Here is a 16,611-nt window from a genome sequence, read left to right on the forward strand (position 1 = left end):
CAGTCGGCTGACATAAAGATCTTCAGCAACACTGTCATGGGGGTTCATAACTACATGCGCACAAGACTCGGCGCAGCCACGGCCGGCGCGGTCCTCATCGCCGGTATCTCCCTGGTCGCCTCTGCCCAGCCCGCCTTCGCCGACGCGGCGACCAGGTTGCCCATCTCATCGGTGGGTGGGGTCGTCGTCGACGGCGTGCACAAGCAGATCTTCATCAGCGATCCGCAGGCCGGCAAGATCATCGCGACGGGCTACGACGGAACGGTCATCGCCACCCGAAGCGGTCTGCCCGGGGTGGCCGGCATCAGCCTTTCGCCGGACGCGACAACCCTTTACGGCGCGGTGCGCGGCGCCGACTCCATTGTGTCCCTGGCGACGGAGACCCTCACCGAGACCGCACGGTACGACACCGGCACAGGCACCGGTCCCAAGTTCCTGGCGTACACCGGGGGTCTGCTCTGGTTCGGATACGACGGGTCGGGAACCGCGGACGACGCCACGCAGGCCGGCATCGGTTCGCTCGACCTGGCCGGCGCGGCGCCCACTGTGCTACTCGATCAGGACAAGGACACGCCGTGGTTGGCCGCGCCCAGGCTCGCCGCCACCCCAGCGGCGCCCGGCGTGCTCGCCGCGGGCGAGTCCACGTACTCCGATACCGCCAGCCGGGTCGCTGTCTTCGACGTTTCCACCGGCGCAGCCCGGCGAACCGCGGTGAAGACACTCGGCAACGGCCGTACCGACGACCTCGCCCTCACCCCTGACGGAAAGCGCCTCATCACAGCGCGGGCCGGCGGGTCCCACGAGGTCTGGAAGGTCCCGCAGTTGTCCTCCGCAGGGACTTATCGCACCGAGTGGTCAGCCAACGCCGTGGCGGTCGCCGACGACGGCACCGTCGCCACCGGCAGTTCCGCCTGGTACGCCCCCGACGTGCACACCTTCGCGCCGGGCTCGATGACTGTCCTACGCAGGTACGACTTTCCCAATACCGGCACCAACAGCGGTGCGGACACCCTCGCGAACGATGGCCTCGCCTGGGAGCCGGGTGGCACCGATCGGTTGTTCGCCGTCACGAGCAACTCCCAGAACGTCTTCTCCCTGAACGTCCTGACCGATCCGACCACGCCGGACCCGGAGCCGGTGCCGCGCCCCGGACTGCCGGTGGAGACGGTGTCCGACTTCGTCGTCGACGGCGTTCACCAGCGGGTCTTCGTCAGCGATGCGCGAAACTCGACGATCGTTGCGGCGGACTTCACCGGCAAGGTCCTCGGCGTCCGGCGTAACCTGCCGGGCGTACAGGGGCTTGCGCTGGCCGCCGACTCGGCCCACCTCTATGCGGCCGTGCCCGGCGCCGACGCCGTGGTGTCCATCGCCACCGACACGGTGACCGAGGCTGCCCGCTACCCGACCGGTGACGACACGACCCCGACGTATGTGGCAGCCACTGCCGGCAAGATCTGGTTCGGGTACGGCGACGACGAGGGCGGCGACATCGGCTCGGTGGACATCACCGGGGACCAGCCCACGGTGGCGCTTGCCCAGGACGCGTCCGGATGGCCGAAGCCACCGCGCCTCGCCACGGTCGCGGGCGCCCCGAACCTGCTCGCCGCCGCGAGCTCGGGCAAGGCTTCCGCGTACGACGTGTCGAGCGGCACCGCGATCCGGACCGCCGTGGGTGCCGACAAGCCGTGGTTCAACGACCTGGCTCTTTCCCCCGACGGAAGCCTGCTGTACACCGCCAGCGGCGAGGGCACCTGGGTCTGGAAGACCTCGGACATGGCGCTGGTGACCTCCTACCCGCCTGTCAGCAGCCCGCACGCGCTGGCAGTGGCTGCAGACGAGACGCTGGCCATCGGTTACGGCAACTTGAACTACCAGCCTGAGGTGTACGTCTATCCGGCTGGTTCGGCCACACCGATCCGGATCATCGATCTGCCGGACACGGATCCCAACATCACCGGCGCTGACAACCTGGTCGCACAGGGGCTCGCCTGGGAACCGAGCGGCAGCCGGCTGTTCGCGGTGGCGGAGAACTCCAGGAAGGAGTTCATCCTGCAGGCGCTGGTGGACCCGGCCAAGTCCGTCACGACCCTGACCGTCGATGTTCCGGCCACCGCCGCAAGGGGGAAGTCGCTCACCGTCTCGGGCACGCTCACGGCCAGCGTCCCGCTGCCGGCCGGCACCCCGTTGACGGTCGTCCGCGTCGACGAGGAGGCGCCGAAGGGGCAACCGCTCGGCATCAGGGCACTGGGTGCGAACAACCGGTTCTCGTTCACCGACATCCCGTACGCCGGTGGCAAGGTCACCTACCAGGTGTCGTACGCCGGCGACCCCAAGCACATCGCCGCCTCCGCTGCCGACACCACCAGCATCGCCAAGGACGCCACGACACTGAGCCTGAACGGCAACGGCACGACGCACACGTACAACAAGAAGGTCGTGTTCACCGCCACGCTCGGCAAGTCGTACCAGAACCGGGTCGTCGAGATCTGGGCCGACCCGTACGGCGGCGACAAGCCGAACAAACTGGTGGCGAAAGGCAAGGTCAACAGCAAGGGCCAACTGTCGGCCACCGTCTGGATGACCCGGAACACCACGGTGACCGCTCGCTTCACCGGCGATACGCGTACGGCTCCGAGGACCGCGAAGGCTACGGCCTACGCCAAGGTCAACGTGTCCCTGGCGGTCGGCGGGCAGTACAAGACCGGCAAGATCGGATCGACGAAGTACTACTACTTCCACAAGTCGAAGAACCCGGTCTTCACCACCGTGATGACGGCCTACCAGGGCCGCGCCCAGCGGTTGGAGCTGCAGGTGTACGTGAACGGGAAGTGGCGCTACGCCGGCTCGCAGTACTTCACGCTCGCGGCGAACGGTCGCTCGAGGGTGACCCTGGGGCCGCCGCACGACAAGGGCCTGCGCCTGCGAGTCCGGTCGTCGTACGTGTGGACCTCCTCGGGCGACGCTGTGAACGCCACGACCGTCGGCAGTTGGGCGTACCTGACCTTCACTCGATGACCCTGGTCGGATGACGACACAGCCTTCTCGGTCGCCTGCCCGAGAAGGCTGTGTCGCAGAGGTCAGATCGGGTGGCGATCAGCTGCTGGAACAGGTGAGGCCGGGTGCCGTCGGTGTTCCGGTGGCGAGAAACCCGAAGGTGGTGGAAGCGCCCGCGGCCAGGGTGCCGTTGTAGGTCTCATTGGTGACGGTGACTCCTGTTCCGCTGGTGGTGAGCTTGCCGTTCCAGACCTGGCTGATGGTCTGGCCGCTGCCGAGGGTCCAGCCGACCGTCCACGAGGCGATGGCTGTGCTCCCGGCGATCACCGTCACCTCACCCTGAAAACCGCCGGACCAGGAGCTGGTCGTCCGGTATGTCGCGGTACAGGCTCCACCGGCGGGCGGCGTGGTGGGCGCGGTGGTCGTGGATGCGCCGATCGGGTTCCAGCCGTCGGTGCCGGCCAGGTATTTCTGTGGCGTGTAGTCGGCCGCTTGCGCGTCGGTCAGCTGCGGCCGGTTGCTGTTGTTGCTCGCACCGGCGCCGGTGTTCCGGTATTCCAGGAACCGGGCGTTCGTCCAGGAGTTCTCCGACATGTCCGTCCACGGCTGTGCCGTCTTGATCGTCGCGCTGAGGCTGGACTCCCGGTAGAGCACTTGGGCGGCCGGCCCCCATGGGCGGCCAAGGGTCGTCACGTTGTTCGCTGCGCCGGTGATGGTGCTCTTGTAGAAGAGGATTCCGTACCTCAGTGCGGTGTCGGTGTTGGCCGCGATGATCGGACCACCGCTCGACCGCTTCTCGTAGATGGTCGAGTTGTGGAAGACCGCACTCGCGCCGCCGAAGATGAAGTCGACGGTGCCCTCGACGTACACGTTGTGGAAGTAGTGGCGGTAATTGTTGACCAGCAGGGTGTCCTGGTTGCCGAGGAACCGGACGTTGTCGAACACGGCCCGGTCGCCGTTGACGTTGACGGCCACCGCCTGGCTGCCCTCGCCGTAGTCGTTCGACATGGTCAGGTTGGTGGCCAGGAAGTCCTTCGCCTTGACGAAGACGGTGGCGCTGTTCGACGTGCCGTAGCCGCCGGCGTTGCTGTGGTTGTTCACGATCACCGTCTGGGCGGCTGACGAGCCGAGTCCCTGCAGCGTGACGTACGGCTTGTTGACGGTAACGATCTCGCGGTAGGTACCGGCCTTGATGGTGATCACCTGCCTGGTGGAGTTGCTCGCCGGGATCGCGTCGACGGCCGCCTGCACCGTCGTGTACATGCCGGTGCCGTCCTTCGCGACGGTGAGGGTCGCGGCCTCGGCGGGCGTACTGGTCAGTCCGACCACGACACCACCGGCGACGAGTGCGAGGGCGGCGACGAACTTGGGGAACGTGGACACGGGTACTCCTTTCGATCGCGGCCGTGCCCGCACGAGGCGGGCACGGCCGCGGTTCCGTCGTCAGCTCGCGGTGCAGGTGAGGGTCGGTGTCGTCGGTGTGCCGGTGGCGAGGAAGCCGAACGTCGTCGAGGCCGAGGCGGCCAGGGCGCCGTTGTAGGACTCGTTGGCGACGGTGACTCCTGCACCGCTGGTGGTGAGCTTGCCGTTCCAGGTCTGGCTGATGGTCTGGCCGCTGCCGAGGGTCCAGGTGACGGTCCAGGCCGCGATTGCTGCGCTGCCCGCGGTCACGGTTACCTCACCCTGGAAGCCCCCGGACCAGGAGTTGGTGGTGGCGTAGGCGGCGGAGCAAGCACCACCGCCCGTCGGCGGTGTGCTCGGGGTGGGGCTGGTGGTGGGCGGTGTCGTGGGGGTGGTCGCCTGGCCTCCGTTGGCGGCGTAGTCGAGGTACTCCTCGACGTTGCGGTAACCGTCGCCGTCCGCGTCGCCGTTGTGGTCGGCGCTGTTCGGGTTCAGCCCGTTCGCCGACTCCCACGTGTTGGGCATGCCGTCCCGGTCGGTGTCCCACCCGCTGGGTGCGTTGACCTGCGAGGCGTTCCAAGCGTTGTTCCACTCGGTGGCGTTCGGATAGTTGATCACCGCACCGCTGGTGTTCTTCGTCTCGTTGATCACCCGGGTGTCGACGGCGTCCCGTGACCACCAGAAGGCCCCGGAGTTGGCGAGGACCTTGGTCAGCGCGGCGGACGCCGACTCGGTGGTGATGTTCGGAACGGCGAACCTGCTGGACGCGTGGGTCGGGACGTCGGTGAAGCGGTCCCAGGCGACATCGACGCCGTTGGCCAGGTTGGCGTCGCCGTCGTAGTCGCCCCTGTTCCCGGAGATGTACGCGCTGGTCCCGGTGGCGCCGGTGAACACCTCGGGGTTGCTGGTGTTCTGCCGCAGGTAGGTGTTGCCGACGAAGTTGGCCCGGGCGAGCTGGCCGTCGCCGCTGTAGCCCTTGCCCTCGAAGACGACGTTGTTGCTCCACTCGACGTTGGTGGTCGCGCCGACCTCGTTGCCGAGTCTCGGCAGGCGGCTCTTGTGGTGGGCGAACAGGTTGTGGTGGTAGGCGATGTTGGATCCGGTCACATCGCTGCCGACCAGTGCGCCGTAGCTGTGCCCGTTGTAGTTCAGCCCGTCGGAGACGATCGCGTACTGCACGGTGATCTGCCCGGCCGCGTCGCTGGAGCTGATGCCCTCGTCGTCGTGCCAGCTGACCGAGACGTGGTCGACGATCACGTTGTCGCCGGTGATCCAGATGCCGTCGTTCGTCGCCGTACCGGGATTGGCCTGGTCCTGTCCGGGCCGGAACTTCAGGTGCCGGATGACGACGTTGCTTCCGGTGATCTTGGTGGCCTGGCCCATGATCGTGATACCGGGCTTCGGCGCGGTCTGCCCGGCGATGGTCAGGTTCTTGGCGCCGATGGTGAGCCAGCCCTGACGGCCGGCCGGTGACAGTTTGATGGTGCCGGCCACGTCGAAGACGATGGTGCGGCCGGTGCTCGGCGTGGTGTTGATGCCGTACCGCAGCGAACCGGCCTGCGGTGACGTGGCGTTGTCGGTGAGATTGGTGACGTGGTAGACGTCGCCGCCACGGCCGCCGGTGGCGTACATGGCCGGACCGGCCGCGCCGGGGAAGGCGGCTACGGTCGCGGCGCTGGCGGACCGGCTGGTGGCGACCAGACCGGCGAATGTCAGGAGACCGGCCACCGCGGCGGCCAGGACCTTTCGGGATCGGGACATGCTGACCTCTCGGAGGGAGCGGGAGCGCTCCCAAATTGGGGATGAAAAAAGGGGGATCAGGCGCAGGTGACGGACGGTGTCGAGGCGGTGCCGGTGGCGAGGAAGCCGAAGGTGGTCGAGGTGCCGGCGGCGAGGGCGCCGTTGTAGGTCTCGTTGGTGACGACGACACTGGTGCCGCTGGCGGTGAGCTTGCCGTTCCAGACTTGGCTGATCGCCTGCCCGCTGGACAGCGTCCACTTCGCCGACCAGGCGCTGATGGCCGAACCGCCGGCGGTGACGGTCACCTCGCCCTGAAAACCGCCGTCCCACGAGTTGACGGTCCGGTAGGTGGCTGAGCAGGACCCGGACGGTGCCGTGGTGGTCGGTGCCGTGGTGGGCGGGGTGGTCGTCGTACCGGTCAGCTTCGGGCCCGCGCAGGCCTGCACCGAGGTGGGCACCGCACTCGCCGCCTCCGGGGTGTAGCTGTACGGCGGTGTGGTGAACGGAGTCACGCCACCGCCCGTGCCGCCGGCGCCGGTGTCGCGTACCCCTGTGGTGCTCTCGTAGGTGTTGCCCCGCGCGGTGATGTAGGACGGGCGGGCGTACATGAACTGATGCGGGTTGTTGGTCTTCTTGAAGTAGTTGTTCTCGACGAGAACCGAGGCCAGCGCGCCGACGCCGATGCCGTAGAGGTTGCCGGTGGTCGTGTAGTAGTTGTTGTAGACGTGGCCCTTGCCGAACAGCACGCGGGGCATGCGCTGGTCGACCAGGTCGGCGAACCAGTTGTGGTGGTAGGTGACGTTCAGCTTGCCGGCGTCGATGCTGTCGTTGTTGGCGTCGGAGCCGTTGAGGCTGGCGAGCCGGTGCGGGTGCGACGCGTTGGTGTACCAGAACTTCGACCAGGACACCGTCACCAGGTCGGATCCCTGGGTGATGTCGAGCAGGCCGTCGGTGGCGTCCCAGACGTTGAGGTGGTCGAACCAGAGGTGGTGGGCACCTCGCGCGGCCAAGGTGTCGTCCGGGCCGGAGTTCGGCCAGAAGCCCTTCATGTTCAGGTTCCGGATGATGACGTTGCTGGTGCCGGCCTTGATGTTCAGGCCGCCGTAGATCGTGGCGTTGCCGTCGGCGCCGATGACCGTCTTGTTGCTTGCGACGTCGACGGCGTAGCCCCCGGTGGTGATGGTGCCGGAGATCCGCAGCACCCGCGGAGTCGAGTCACCGGCGTACTTCGTGAGATCAGCGAGCGTGGTGATGGTCTGCGGCGTCGCGTTTCCGCCGCCGGTCGTCGTGCTCAGGCCACTGCCCGAGGTCGCCGCCCAGCCGAACAGTTGACTGTCGCAGGCCGCCGCCGAGACCGGTGCCAGGCCGAGCACGGCCGGACCGGCGACGACGGCGACGGCAGCCGCCGCAGTCAGGGCGAGCCCGGACACGGCCGCCACGATCGTGCGGCGTCTACGGAGGTGAGTTTTCACCGTGGGGAATCCTCCTGTCGCGAGTTGGCGCCGGCCGGTTGATGAGGGCCCGGCCGGTGCGAGTCGCGTTACAGACGGATTTCCGGGACGTACATAACACCCTTGCAAGGAAAATTATCTGTACGGGGTCATCGGCGCACCCGTCCCGGCATCGCGGCTGTTGGTGAGATACCTGGTCACCGGTAGTGCACCGCTGACGGCCCGGCCCGCCTCCGCCGTCGCCGGATCGATCTCCACGAGCGCCGCGGTGCTCCAGCCCGCGTCGTCCCACGAGTTGCCGTCGGTCTTCGTACCATCGGGAAGTCGAATGTCCTGGTCGTTGCCCAGCGCGAGGTTCGCCTGGAGCCGTGTGGCCGAGGCGAACGCGAATCCGTCCCCGGCGTTACGGAAAGCGGTGTTGCGGGTCAGCTCGTGTGCCGCACCGCCGCCGAGGAAGCCGGTTCCGTTGTTTTTCCAGGCGGCGCTGCGGGTGATCAGGTGCGGAACAGCCCCGTCGCCGAGCTCGAAGCCGTGTCCGGTGCCGAGCACCCGGGGCAGGTTCCAGCGGTTGATCCCGTTGCCGTAGGACCAGGACCCGTCGATGGTCAGGGCGCCGGTGAACCCCTCGACGGCGATCCCGTCGTCGACGTTGTCGAACATCCGGCAGCCACCCACCAGGTTGCCGCCTCCCGAGCCGGCAACAAACGTGATGCCGTCGGCCGACCGCCCATCCGGGTCGGCGTTGTCGTAGAAGTCGCTGTCGATGATCTTGTTGCCGGATGCGCCGGCGCCACCCAGCGTGAGGGCGGATCCGGCGTTGCCGTGCACGGTCAGGTTCCGCAGCACATTCTGCGAACAGGAGATGCAGGCGTACGCGTCACCGGCCGCGCCCCACACGTCCAGGCTGCTGACGATCCAGTGGTCGGCCCGGTGCCTGATGAACGGCCCGTCGGACGGCACCTGCCCGGCGTCGATGCTCGGCTTCTCGCCCGGGTAGTTGGTCAGGGTGATCGGCGCTTCGGCGGTGCCGTCGGTGGTGATCTCCAGAGGACCGGTCACCCGGTGGAAGCCGTCGCGCAGCAGGACGGTGTCGCCGGGCCGGGCCAGCGCTATCGCCCGGTTGACAGTTCCCAGCGGCGCGCCCTCGGTGCCGGCCGCCTGATCGTCACCATTCCTGGCGACGTAGATCTTCCGCCCGGGCGTCGCGCCGTCCGGGCTCGGTGACACCGGGACGGATGCCGAGGCGGAGGTGGCCGGCGCCCCTGGCGACACCACAGCAGGTGGTGTGCCGAGGGGCGGTTGCGCTATCGGTTGTTCCCTGGGGGTGGCCGGCAGGAGCACGACGGCCGCGGCGACGGTGGCGCCCGCGGTCGAGGCAGCCAGCAGGGCAGCTCGCTTGACCGACAGCACCTCGGCGATGCGATGCAGGATGCCGACGGCCACATTCGCCGTGACCGGCTGCGCCAGCAGGGCCGGGAGCAGGGCCAGGCCGGCCACTCTGATCTGCGACTCGGGCGGCAGCAGCCCGCGGCCGACACCGATGCAGGCCTCGCACCCGGTCACGTGTCGTGACATCCGGCGTAGTAACCGCGCGTCGGCGTGCTCGTCCCATCCGCGGGCGGCGGCGGTGAGGCCCGGACACCGCGGACGGGCTTGGTAAGCGGTGAGCACGGTGTGGACCCGTGCCAGGTGTTCGCGCATCCGCTGGATGCGGACGGCCGCGTGTGTCGGGCTCAGGTTCATGGCCTGGGCGAGCTCGGCACGGGTCAGCTGACCGTTGAGCTCCTGCCACCACAGCCGTAGCACCGACCGGTCCTGAGGGCTGACCCAACGGGTGGCCTCCAGGAACCGCTGATGCTCCTTCTCCCGGTCCGCTCGCTCGAGCGCGGCGGCTGCCACGTCGACCTCGGCGTCGGGCACATCGCCGAGGTCGGACAGCAGCGCTCGCTGATCGATGGCCCGACGGTGGGCCCGGCCCCAGTCCTTGACCTGCCGGATCGCGACGCTCACCAGCCAGGATCGGAAACTGTCCGGCTCGCGCAGGTTCTTGATGCCCTGCAGGGCCCGCAGCATCGTCTCCTGGACCAGGTCGTCGGTGTCCGGATGGCCCCCCAGCGCACGCCCGATCACGTTGCTGATCAACGGCAGGTACCTGGACAGCAGGGCCTCCGCGGCCCAGCTGTCGCCCTGCTGGGCCGAGATCACGAGATGGGCATCCGACGGCTCCGCCAACCCGGTCACCTCACAACAGTCCTGGAATTCGATAGACGATTATCGTTTCATTGGAGGGATTCCGCTAACGGCGGGCCGGGGTCTGGATCCCGCGACGCTGACGACAGGCCCGGCTGGAGTCCTCATTAGGCGGAACGGGTCCCCCTGAAAGCGCCGGGCAGCCGGTGAACGGCGCCCTGTCCCAGTCGATCAGCAGAACCTGGAGCTGATCTTCGTGGGTGGTCCGGACGATAGATCGACGAGAAGCCATGAAGGTTCGACGCCCGCTCGTACGTCCGTCAATCCAAGGTAGCCAATTGTCAGGTTGACACAAAGTCGCTACCGGGCATAACTTGGCTGTACGCGACTTCTTGTCAATGCGACGAGAATTGATCATCCGGCACACGCCAGGAGATGACCAATGACTGGAAACCCGACAGCCGCCGGCCCTGCGGCGGGACAACCACCGCCCTCGAACACCCACTGGCTCAGCGCCGCGACCCGCCACATGTGCGCCGGCGCCTACCTCGACGAGAACTTCGCCCGCACCAGCGTGGAGGAGGTCTACCAGCAGCCACAGCGCGCGGTGGCACCGTCTTTCGGCTTCGATCTGGGCCCCGTGCTCATGCACTGCCGCCGGGCATACCGGATCGCCCTCATCCGGGACGGCGTGATCGCCGGCGCTCTGCTGCTCCTCGCCTGCACCTCCGGTATCGGCCTGATCCTCGGGCTGGCCCTGCTGGCCGGCTGGCACACGGTCGTGGCGTTCTACCGGATGATCACCGACACCCTGCGGCGGATCATGGCCGGTGAACGGATCGCGTTCGGTGCGCTGGTCCGGCAGCTACTCACGTCGGCCGTCGGCCTGTTCGTGCTGTTCATCGGGCTCGGCGTCGCGATTCCCGCCCTCGGCCTGATGTCGGCCAGCGCCGCCTTCGGCTCCTCGGCCAGCGTGGACGCGAGTCTGTCGGCGCTCCTGGGCAGCGCACTGCTGACCATGATCGTCGTCTTCGTCACCCCGGCCGCCACCTCGCTGACCCAGTGGAGCCACGCGGTCCGGCACTCGCCCGGCCGCCAGCCGGAGCCGCTCGCCCCGGATCACCGGATCGAGGAGATCCAGAATCAGCAGCGTGGCAACACGAGTGTCTACTCCGGCTACTCCCCGTTCATCGGGTCGGGCACACCGATCGGCGTCGAGGGATTCGCACTCCGGATGATCCGCAGCCAGAACGGCCTCGCGGACCAGAGCGACGAGGGTGCCCGCGAGTTCCAGGAGCTGCCCTTCAGCAACGGGGAACTCGTCGCATACGTCGGCTCCGGTCTCGCCGAGCTGGCCACCGCCCATGACCCCGCCCGCAGGATCCCCGGCCTGACCGTGGCCGACCGCTTGTTCGTCGCCGGCAACGAGGCTCTGTGGAGCGAGGTGTGGTCGGACGCCGCCACGATCTCCCAGGTCCTCGTCAACCCGACCGACAGCTGCCGGCACTATCTCGAGTGCCAGGTCACCTCCTGGAACGGCGAGCTGATCACCAGCGTCTACGTCCATTTCCTGCTGGCCGGGCGCACGCTTTATCTCGAGATCGCCACCAATGCCCTGACACCTTGTCAGGACCTGTACCGGACCGTCGACGACCTGCGCAGTCAGGGCGCCTGGCCCTATCTGCGGGCGGCGTGGTGGGGACTGGCCTCCGCGGCGAGCACCGTCGCGTCGGCTCCGATCAACCTGGTCCGCGCCGCACTCGTCGCCATGACCAGGCAGGGATCCCGGGCGGCCTCAGCCCGGTTGCCACGCGGCTTCGACTACGGCGCCCAGACCAGTGTGCGGGAGCTGGCCTCGCCGGGGCTGCTCCGCAACGACTTCCAGACCCAGGACGTCGTCAAGTTCAAGAACATCCTCACCCGCCGGGTCGTCGCCTCGACTCTCGACTTCCTGGTGGCCAAGGGCGTGGACGTCACCGAGTTCCGTCAGCGCGCCAACGTGCTGATCAACGAGGGCGTCATCGTGGGCGGCAACGTCGGAAAGAACGCCTTCAAGGACAGCCAGATCAACTCCAAGAAGCAGGACTGAGCCATGAACATCCACAATGAGGGCGTCATCGTCGGTGGCAACGTGGGCAAGAACGCCTTCCGTGGCAGCCGGATCAACTCCGGCAACAACGCGGCCCGGGGCGAGGCCGAGCCCGGTGCGACCGGCGGGCCGCTGACCGACGTGGCGGTGCTGACCGTCCTTCCGCAGGAGGCCCGGGCGATGATCGACGTCTTCCGGCACGCCCGCGACTACCGCACGGAGAAGACGCCCACCGGCGTGGTGCACCGCGCCGCGTTCGACACTGAGGGCGGCGGCCGTGTCGACGCCGTCCTCGCCAAGACCCTCGACCGGGGGCAACGGTCGGCCACCGCCGCCTATGCGAACCTTCGTCGCGCGTACCGTCCCGCCGTGGTCGCCCTCGTCGGCATCGCCGGCGGCATCGATCCGAAACTCGACATCGGCGATGTGGTCATCGCCAACCAGGTCGTCTACTACGACGAGCGGCGGGAGACTCCGGACGGGCCGGTCCGGCGGGGTGAGGCGACGATGCTGCCGACCGCGATGACGGCAGTCGTAAACGACCTGTTCACCAGGCACAACGAGCCCTTCACGCTGCCCTCGGCCGGGGGCGACGGGGAGTTCCGGGTGATGAGCGGAACAGTCGGGAGCGGCGGCGCCGTCATCACCGACGCGGAATCGGAGATCCGGAGTTTCCTGCAGACCTTCAACGAGAAGTGCCGGGTCGTGGAGACCGAGGCCGGTGGTCTGGTGCAGGCCGTCCGCGAGGACGCCACGGCGGTCACCGATCCGGTGGGCTGGTTGGTCATCCGCGGGGTGTCCGACCACGCCGACCCGGCCAAGGGGCACCGCGACCATGACCTTGCGGCCCGGCACGCCGCGGCGGCGTTCGAAAAGCTGGTGCCGCTGTTGAAGTGATCAGGCGGGGTCACCCGGGCGACCGCCGAGAGAGGGTGACGCCGGCGGCCAGGATCTGCAGTGGGGCACCGGCCATCAACCTGTGCCTGTGGATCGATCGGCTGGACAGTGGCCTCTACCGGGTACACGTCGCATCGACGTACGCATGGGTCTGGTCCTGACCCCGCGTTCCGCCGGGATCCTCCCCGATCCCGGCGGACAGCCCGTGCCGCGCGGGACAGCGAGGGCATGTCGATGTCTCGTACGATGCGTGAGCTGATCTTTTCTTTGTCAATGCGTGGGGAATCCGTTGACGAAATCTCTTCTTCGCTGGGCCCTGGCCGGTACGGCCGCGGCTATGGCATCGGCCGTACTGGTGGCTCCGGCCGCCCAGGCTGCCGGTCCTGTCCTTCTTTCCGGGGCGACACCCCATGTCAGCGCGGCGGTGGGCGCTGACTTCGATGTCGCTCTGTCGGTCACCAACGCGAGCACCGCGCCACAGACGGGTGTCGGCGTCGTGTTGCACACCGACTGGGGCTACGAGGCCGCTGAACAGTTCTCCAACTGCGACTACACCGACGGGCGGGCGCGGCTCTGCGTCTTCGACCAGGCGCTGGCGCCCGGCTCGACCTACCGGCTCGACCTGCCGTACCGGGTGCGGTCGGACACCTACGCGCCGGGCAGCCTGGCCGGTGAGTTCGAGTGGCTGACCGCGGCTGAGCTCGCCGGTCGCACCCGGGGCACCCCCGGCGTCGGTGGGGTGCTCCAACTGCGGGAGGGCGACCCGCTGCCTGCCGAGGAGGACCGGACATTCCAGGTCGTTGACGTTTCGGTGACCGGGAACAGCACCGCGGACCTGGTCGCGATCGGCGGCACGGTCTCCGGCGCGGTCGGTGACCTGGTCCAGGCCACGGTGGGGGTGCGCAACGACGGCCCGGCCACGATCGACAGGGGCCGCTCCGGTGATTCGCCGGCCGAGATCGCGGTGGCGCTTCCGGCGGGCACGTCGTTCGTGAGCGCTCCGGGGTGCGGCCGCACCGACGACGCCTCGATCTACGGCTGCGGAGTGCGGGCTCCCTACCTCTTCAAGGTGGGCACGACCGCGACCTGGACGTTCACCTTGCGGATCGACAGTGTCGTGCCCGACGCCCAGGCGGCGGTCCAGGTCAATCCGCCGTGCGAGTGCACCAGCCGCCCCGGCGACCCGGACCGGTCCGATAACACGGCGCTGCTGACGGTCAACCCGACCACCGGGGGCATCGACCAGCTCGCGCCGGTGATCGCCGGCACCGGCCTACTCGACGGTCAGAAGGTACCCGCCGAGCTCGTCTTCTACCCGGCTGCGGCCGACAACGTCGAGGTCACCGACCTGCGGGCGACGGTCGGCGGCGTCGAGGCGGACTGCACCCGGACCGATGGCTGCCGGGTTTCGCTGGCAAGTCTGCCCCAGAACACCCTGGCCACCGTCGTGGTCCGGGCCGCGGACGCGGCTGGCAATCAGAGCGAGAAGTCGGTACGGGTACGCGTCGACAACGTCCTGCCCAGCGCGACCCTCTCACCGGCGCCGGGGTCGTCGGTGCCGAGCGGGCCGGTCAAGATCACGCTGACCGGTGTCGCCGCCGACGTCTGGCGCATCGACGCTCTCGACGGCCAGCTCCGGACCCAGCTGGAGGGGGACCCCTGGAGTTACACCTGGACCGCGGTCACCGGTGCGGCGTCTCCGGCGTTCGTCCTCCGTGACCTCGCCGGCAACACCACCACCATCGAGACCGGCTACACCGTGACCGTTGACGACCAGCCGCCGGTCATCACGCAGGTCGACTTCGTCGGCACCTACTCGACGAACCGGCTGGACACGGGCACCGGCTGGGTCGGCGGTGTCAGCACCCTGAAGCCGACGATCCACGACGCGTCGCCGATCGTCCGTACCGAGTGGACCGTCGACGGTGTGCTGCGGTCGAGTGCCCCGACTTTCGCCTGGGACGCGCGCGCCTCCGTCACCTCCACCGCGACCGTGCAGCTACAGGTCTGGGACGTGGCCGGCAACACGTCGACCCGCGCGTTCCCGGTGAACATCGACAAGACCGGACCGACGACGTCCATCACACCGGGCCACCGCGCGCTGATCCGGGGTACGTCGTACGTCACCTCGGTCAAGGCCGCCGACCCGCGCGGTGTCGCGGTCACGAACCTTGCCGGCCGGACCGGCTCGGTGACGTCGGTGCGGGTGGCGGCCGGCAAGGACGGGGTCAAGACGATCACCTGGGTGGCCGTCGACAGGCTGGGCAACTCGTCGAGCGCCACGCGGACGGTGATCGTCGACAACACCGCCCCGACGTTCAAGGTCACCAGGGCGCCGAAGAACAAGTCGAAGCTGTCCAAGAAGATGACGTTCACGGCGTCGGCGAGTGACCGGAACGGCGTGGCCAAGGTGCAGCTGCTGGTCAACGGCAAGGTGGTGGCCACCGACGTGAAGGCCGGCTACAGCTTCACGCTGAACCCGAAGAAGTACGGCAAGAAATTCACGATCCAGCTGCGCGCCTACGACAAGGCGGGCAACGTCAGGTACTCGGGCAAGCTGAGCTACCGCCGCTGATTCACCAACGAGCGGTGCCCGCCCGGCGTACTCCCGGGCGGGCACCGCTGTCTCAACTGACGACGTTCTCGCAGTTGTAGGCGTAATCCTGGTCGCCGGGGAGACACTCGTCGTTGTCGTCTCCGCCGTTGAGGCTGTCGTACGCCTTGTCGTCGTCGCTTGCGTTCAGGTAGTCGTTGCCGTCGTCGCCGTGGAGGCTGTCCGAGCCGCCCCGCCCGTACAGGCGGTCGTTGCCCGGTCCGCCGCTCAGATAGTCGTCAGCCGGCCGGCCGCCGATCACGTCGTCGCCGAAGCCGCCGGTGATCGACTCGATGTCGGTGGCCAGGGTGTCCCGCTCGCCCCGGGCGCCGTCGTCACCTGTGACACCGTCCGCGTCGACGGTGACCGCCTTCGTGAAGTACGAGCCGTAGGTGACCCAGTCGTGGCCGGAGCCGCCGGAGTAGTAGTCGGCGCCGACCCCCTCACCGTTCGTCGCGTAGGTGTAGATGAAGTCGCCGCCCGGTCCGCCGTACACCCGGTCGTTTCCGTCGTCGCCGTGCATCTCGTCCTGGCCGTTGCCGCCGGAGAGCACGTCGTTGCCGGCCCGGCCGTCGACGTAGTCGTCGCCGTCCTCGCCCCAGATGTAGTCGTTGCCGTCCTCGCCGAGGAGCCAGTCCCGCTCGGCGCCACCGTGGATGCGGTCGGCGCCGCCGTCACCGAAGATCTCGTCCTTGCCGCCCTCGCCGTAGATGTAGTCCACCGACGGTCCACCCCAGATGGTGTCCTTCGCGGCGCCGCCGTAGATGGTGTTGGAGCCGGTCCAGCCCCAGATGTGGTCCTCGCCGCCGCGGCCGTAGATCTTGTCGGCGCCGGTCCAGCCGTGCAGCGTGTCGTTGCCGGAGCCGCCGACCACCACGTCGTTGCCGGTGCCGCCGTCGGCGTAGACCGGCACGTTCGTGTCGTTACGGATCGAATCGACACCGTCGTACGTGTAGATCTGCACCTGGGTGGGCGCTTTGGTGGTCGTACACCGAACCTTGGTCTTATCGTTCTTGACCGGTTTGCAGCCCTTGCCCGCCTTGATGGCGACCCGGTCGTCGATGGTGAAAGTGTTCCCCGTCCGGGTCACGACGACCCGGTTCTGTTTGCCGGCCGCCGCCTTGAAACGCACCTTCGTCGAGCTCACGACCGAGGCGACCCCGGTGGTGGCGGCCTGCGCGGGCGCAGCGAGCGTCCCGGCAGTGACGACGACTGTGAGAAGAGGCACCGCGACACGAGGTAGCCAGATCGAACCA

At 68.3% G+C, this 16,611-nt stretch carries 9 protein-coding genes; 4 read left to right on the plus strand and 5 right to left on the minus strand.

Annotated features, from left to right (window positions below; genetic code table 11):
* Positions 1–54: 54 nt before the first annotated feature.
* On the plus strand, positions 55–3,015 hold the full coding sequence (locus AB0E94_RS05360; protein ID WP_360322854.1) for a hypothetical protein: 2,961 nt from the start codon (positions 55–57) through the stop codon (positions 3,013–3,015).
* 78 nt (positions 3,016–3,093) lie between these two features.
* Here the strand turns inward: AB0E94_RS05360 and AB0E94_RS05365 are convergent, their stop codons facing one another.
* The 4 genes from AB0E94_RS05365 to AB0E94_RS05380 all read right to left on the minus strand — a co-directional run bounded on the left by AB0E94_RS05365 (position 3,094) and on the right by AB0E94_RS05380 (position 9,827).
* A complete protein-coding gene (locus tag AB0E94_RS05365) occupies positions 3,094–4,377 on the minus strand; it encodes a pectinesterase family protein (protein WP_360322856.1) in 1,284 nt (427 codons plus the stop codon).
* Between the two features lie 60 nt (positions 4,378–4,437).
* Complete coding sequence (locus AB0E94_RS05370; protein ID WP_360322858.1) at positions 4,438–6,156, minus strand: cellulose binding domain-containing protein; 1,719 nt, start codon at positions 6,154–6,156, stop codon at positions 4,438–4,440.
* Positions 6,157–6,212: 56 nt separating this feature from the next.
* Positions 6,213–7,607 carry a cellulose binding domain-containing protein gene (locus AB0E94_RS05375; RefSeq protein ID WP_360322860.1) on the minus strand — a complete coding sequence of 465 codons (1,395 nt, stop codon included), beginning with the start codon at positions 7,605–7,607 and terminating at the stop codon, positions 6,213–6,215.
* Between the two features lie 114 nt (positions 7,608–7,721).
* On the minus strand, positions 7,722–9,827 hold the full coding sequence (locus tag AB0E94_RS05380; RefSeq protein WP_360322862.1) for a sigma-70 family RNA polymerase sigma factor: 2,106 nt from the start codon (positions 9,825–9,827) through the stop codon (positions 7,722–7,724).
* Between the two features lie 391 nt (positions 9,828–10,218).
* Here AB0E94_RS05380 and AB0E94_RS05385 point away from each other — a divergent pair, with 391 nt between their 5' ends.
* From AB0E94_RS05385 to AB0E94_RS05395, 3 genes are all read left to right on the plus strand, one after another.
* Positions 10,219–11,865 carry a hypothetical protein gene (locus AB0E94_RS05385; protein ID WP_360322864.1) on the plus strand — a complete coding sequence of 549 codons (1,647 nt, stop codon included), beginning with the start codon at positions 10,219–10,221 and terminating at the stop codon, positions 11,863–11,865.
* Between the two features lie 3 nt (positions 11,866–11,868).
* The gene (locus AB0E94_RS05390; protein ID WP_360322866.1) at positions 11,869–12,762 is read left to right on the plus strand and encodes a hypothetical protein; all 894 of its coding nucleotides are present in this window, start codon (positions 11,869–11,871) and stop codon (positions 12,760–12,762) included.
* Positions 12,763–13,099: 337 nt separating this feature from the next.
* A complete protein-coding gene (locus AB0E94_RS05395; RefSeq protein ID WP_360322868.1) occupies positions 13,100–15,337 on the plus strand; it encodes an Ig-like domain-containing protein in 2,238 nt (745 codons plus the stop codon).
* Between the two features lie 52 nt (positions 15,338–15,389).
* On the opposite strand, the gene AB0E94_RS05400 is transcribed toward AB0E94_RS05395, so the two are convergent.
* Positions 15,390–16,583, minus strand: a complete 1,194-nt coding sequence (locus tag AB0E94_RS05400; protein ID WP_360322870.1) for a calcium-binding protein — start codon at positions 16,581–16,583, stop codon at positions 15,390–15,392.
* Between the last annotated feature and the right edge of the window lie 28 nt (positions 16,584–16,611).

This window comes from Actinoplanes sp. NPDC026670 (assembly GCF_040638175.1).
Taxonomy (GTDB): Bacteria; Actinomycetota; Actinomycetes; order Mycobacteriales; family Micromonosporaceae; genus Actinoplanes.

Bases quoted from the DNA above. Each gene is read 5' to 3' on its own strand.
- AB0E94_RS05360 (WP_360322854.1), top strand. From the start codon at position 55: ATGCGCACAAGACTCGGCGCAGCCACGGCCGGCGCGGTCCTCATCGCC.
- AB0E94_RS05370 (WP_360322858.1), bottom strand. From the start codon at position 6,156: ATGTCCCGATCCCGAAAGGTCCTGGCCGCCGCGGTGGCCGGTCTCCTG.
- AB0E94_RS05385 (WP_360322864.1), top strand. From the start codon at position 10,219: ATGACTGGAAACCCGACAGCCGCCGGCCCTGCGGCGGGACAACCACCG.
- AB0E94_RS05390 (WP_360322866.1), top strand. From the start codon at position 11,869: ATGAACATCCACAATGAGGGCGTCATCGTCGGTGGCAACGTGGGCAAG.
- AB0E94_RS05395 (WP_360322868.1), top strand. From the start codon at position 13,100: ATGGCATCGGCCGTACTGGTGGCTCCGGCCGCCCAGGCTGCCGGTCCT.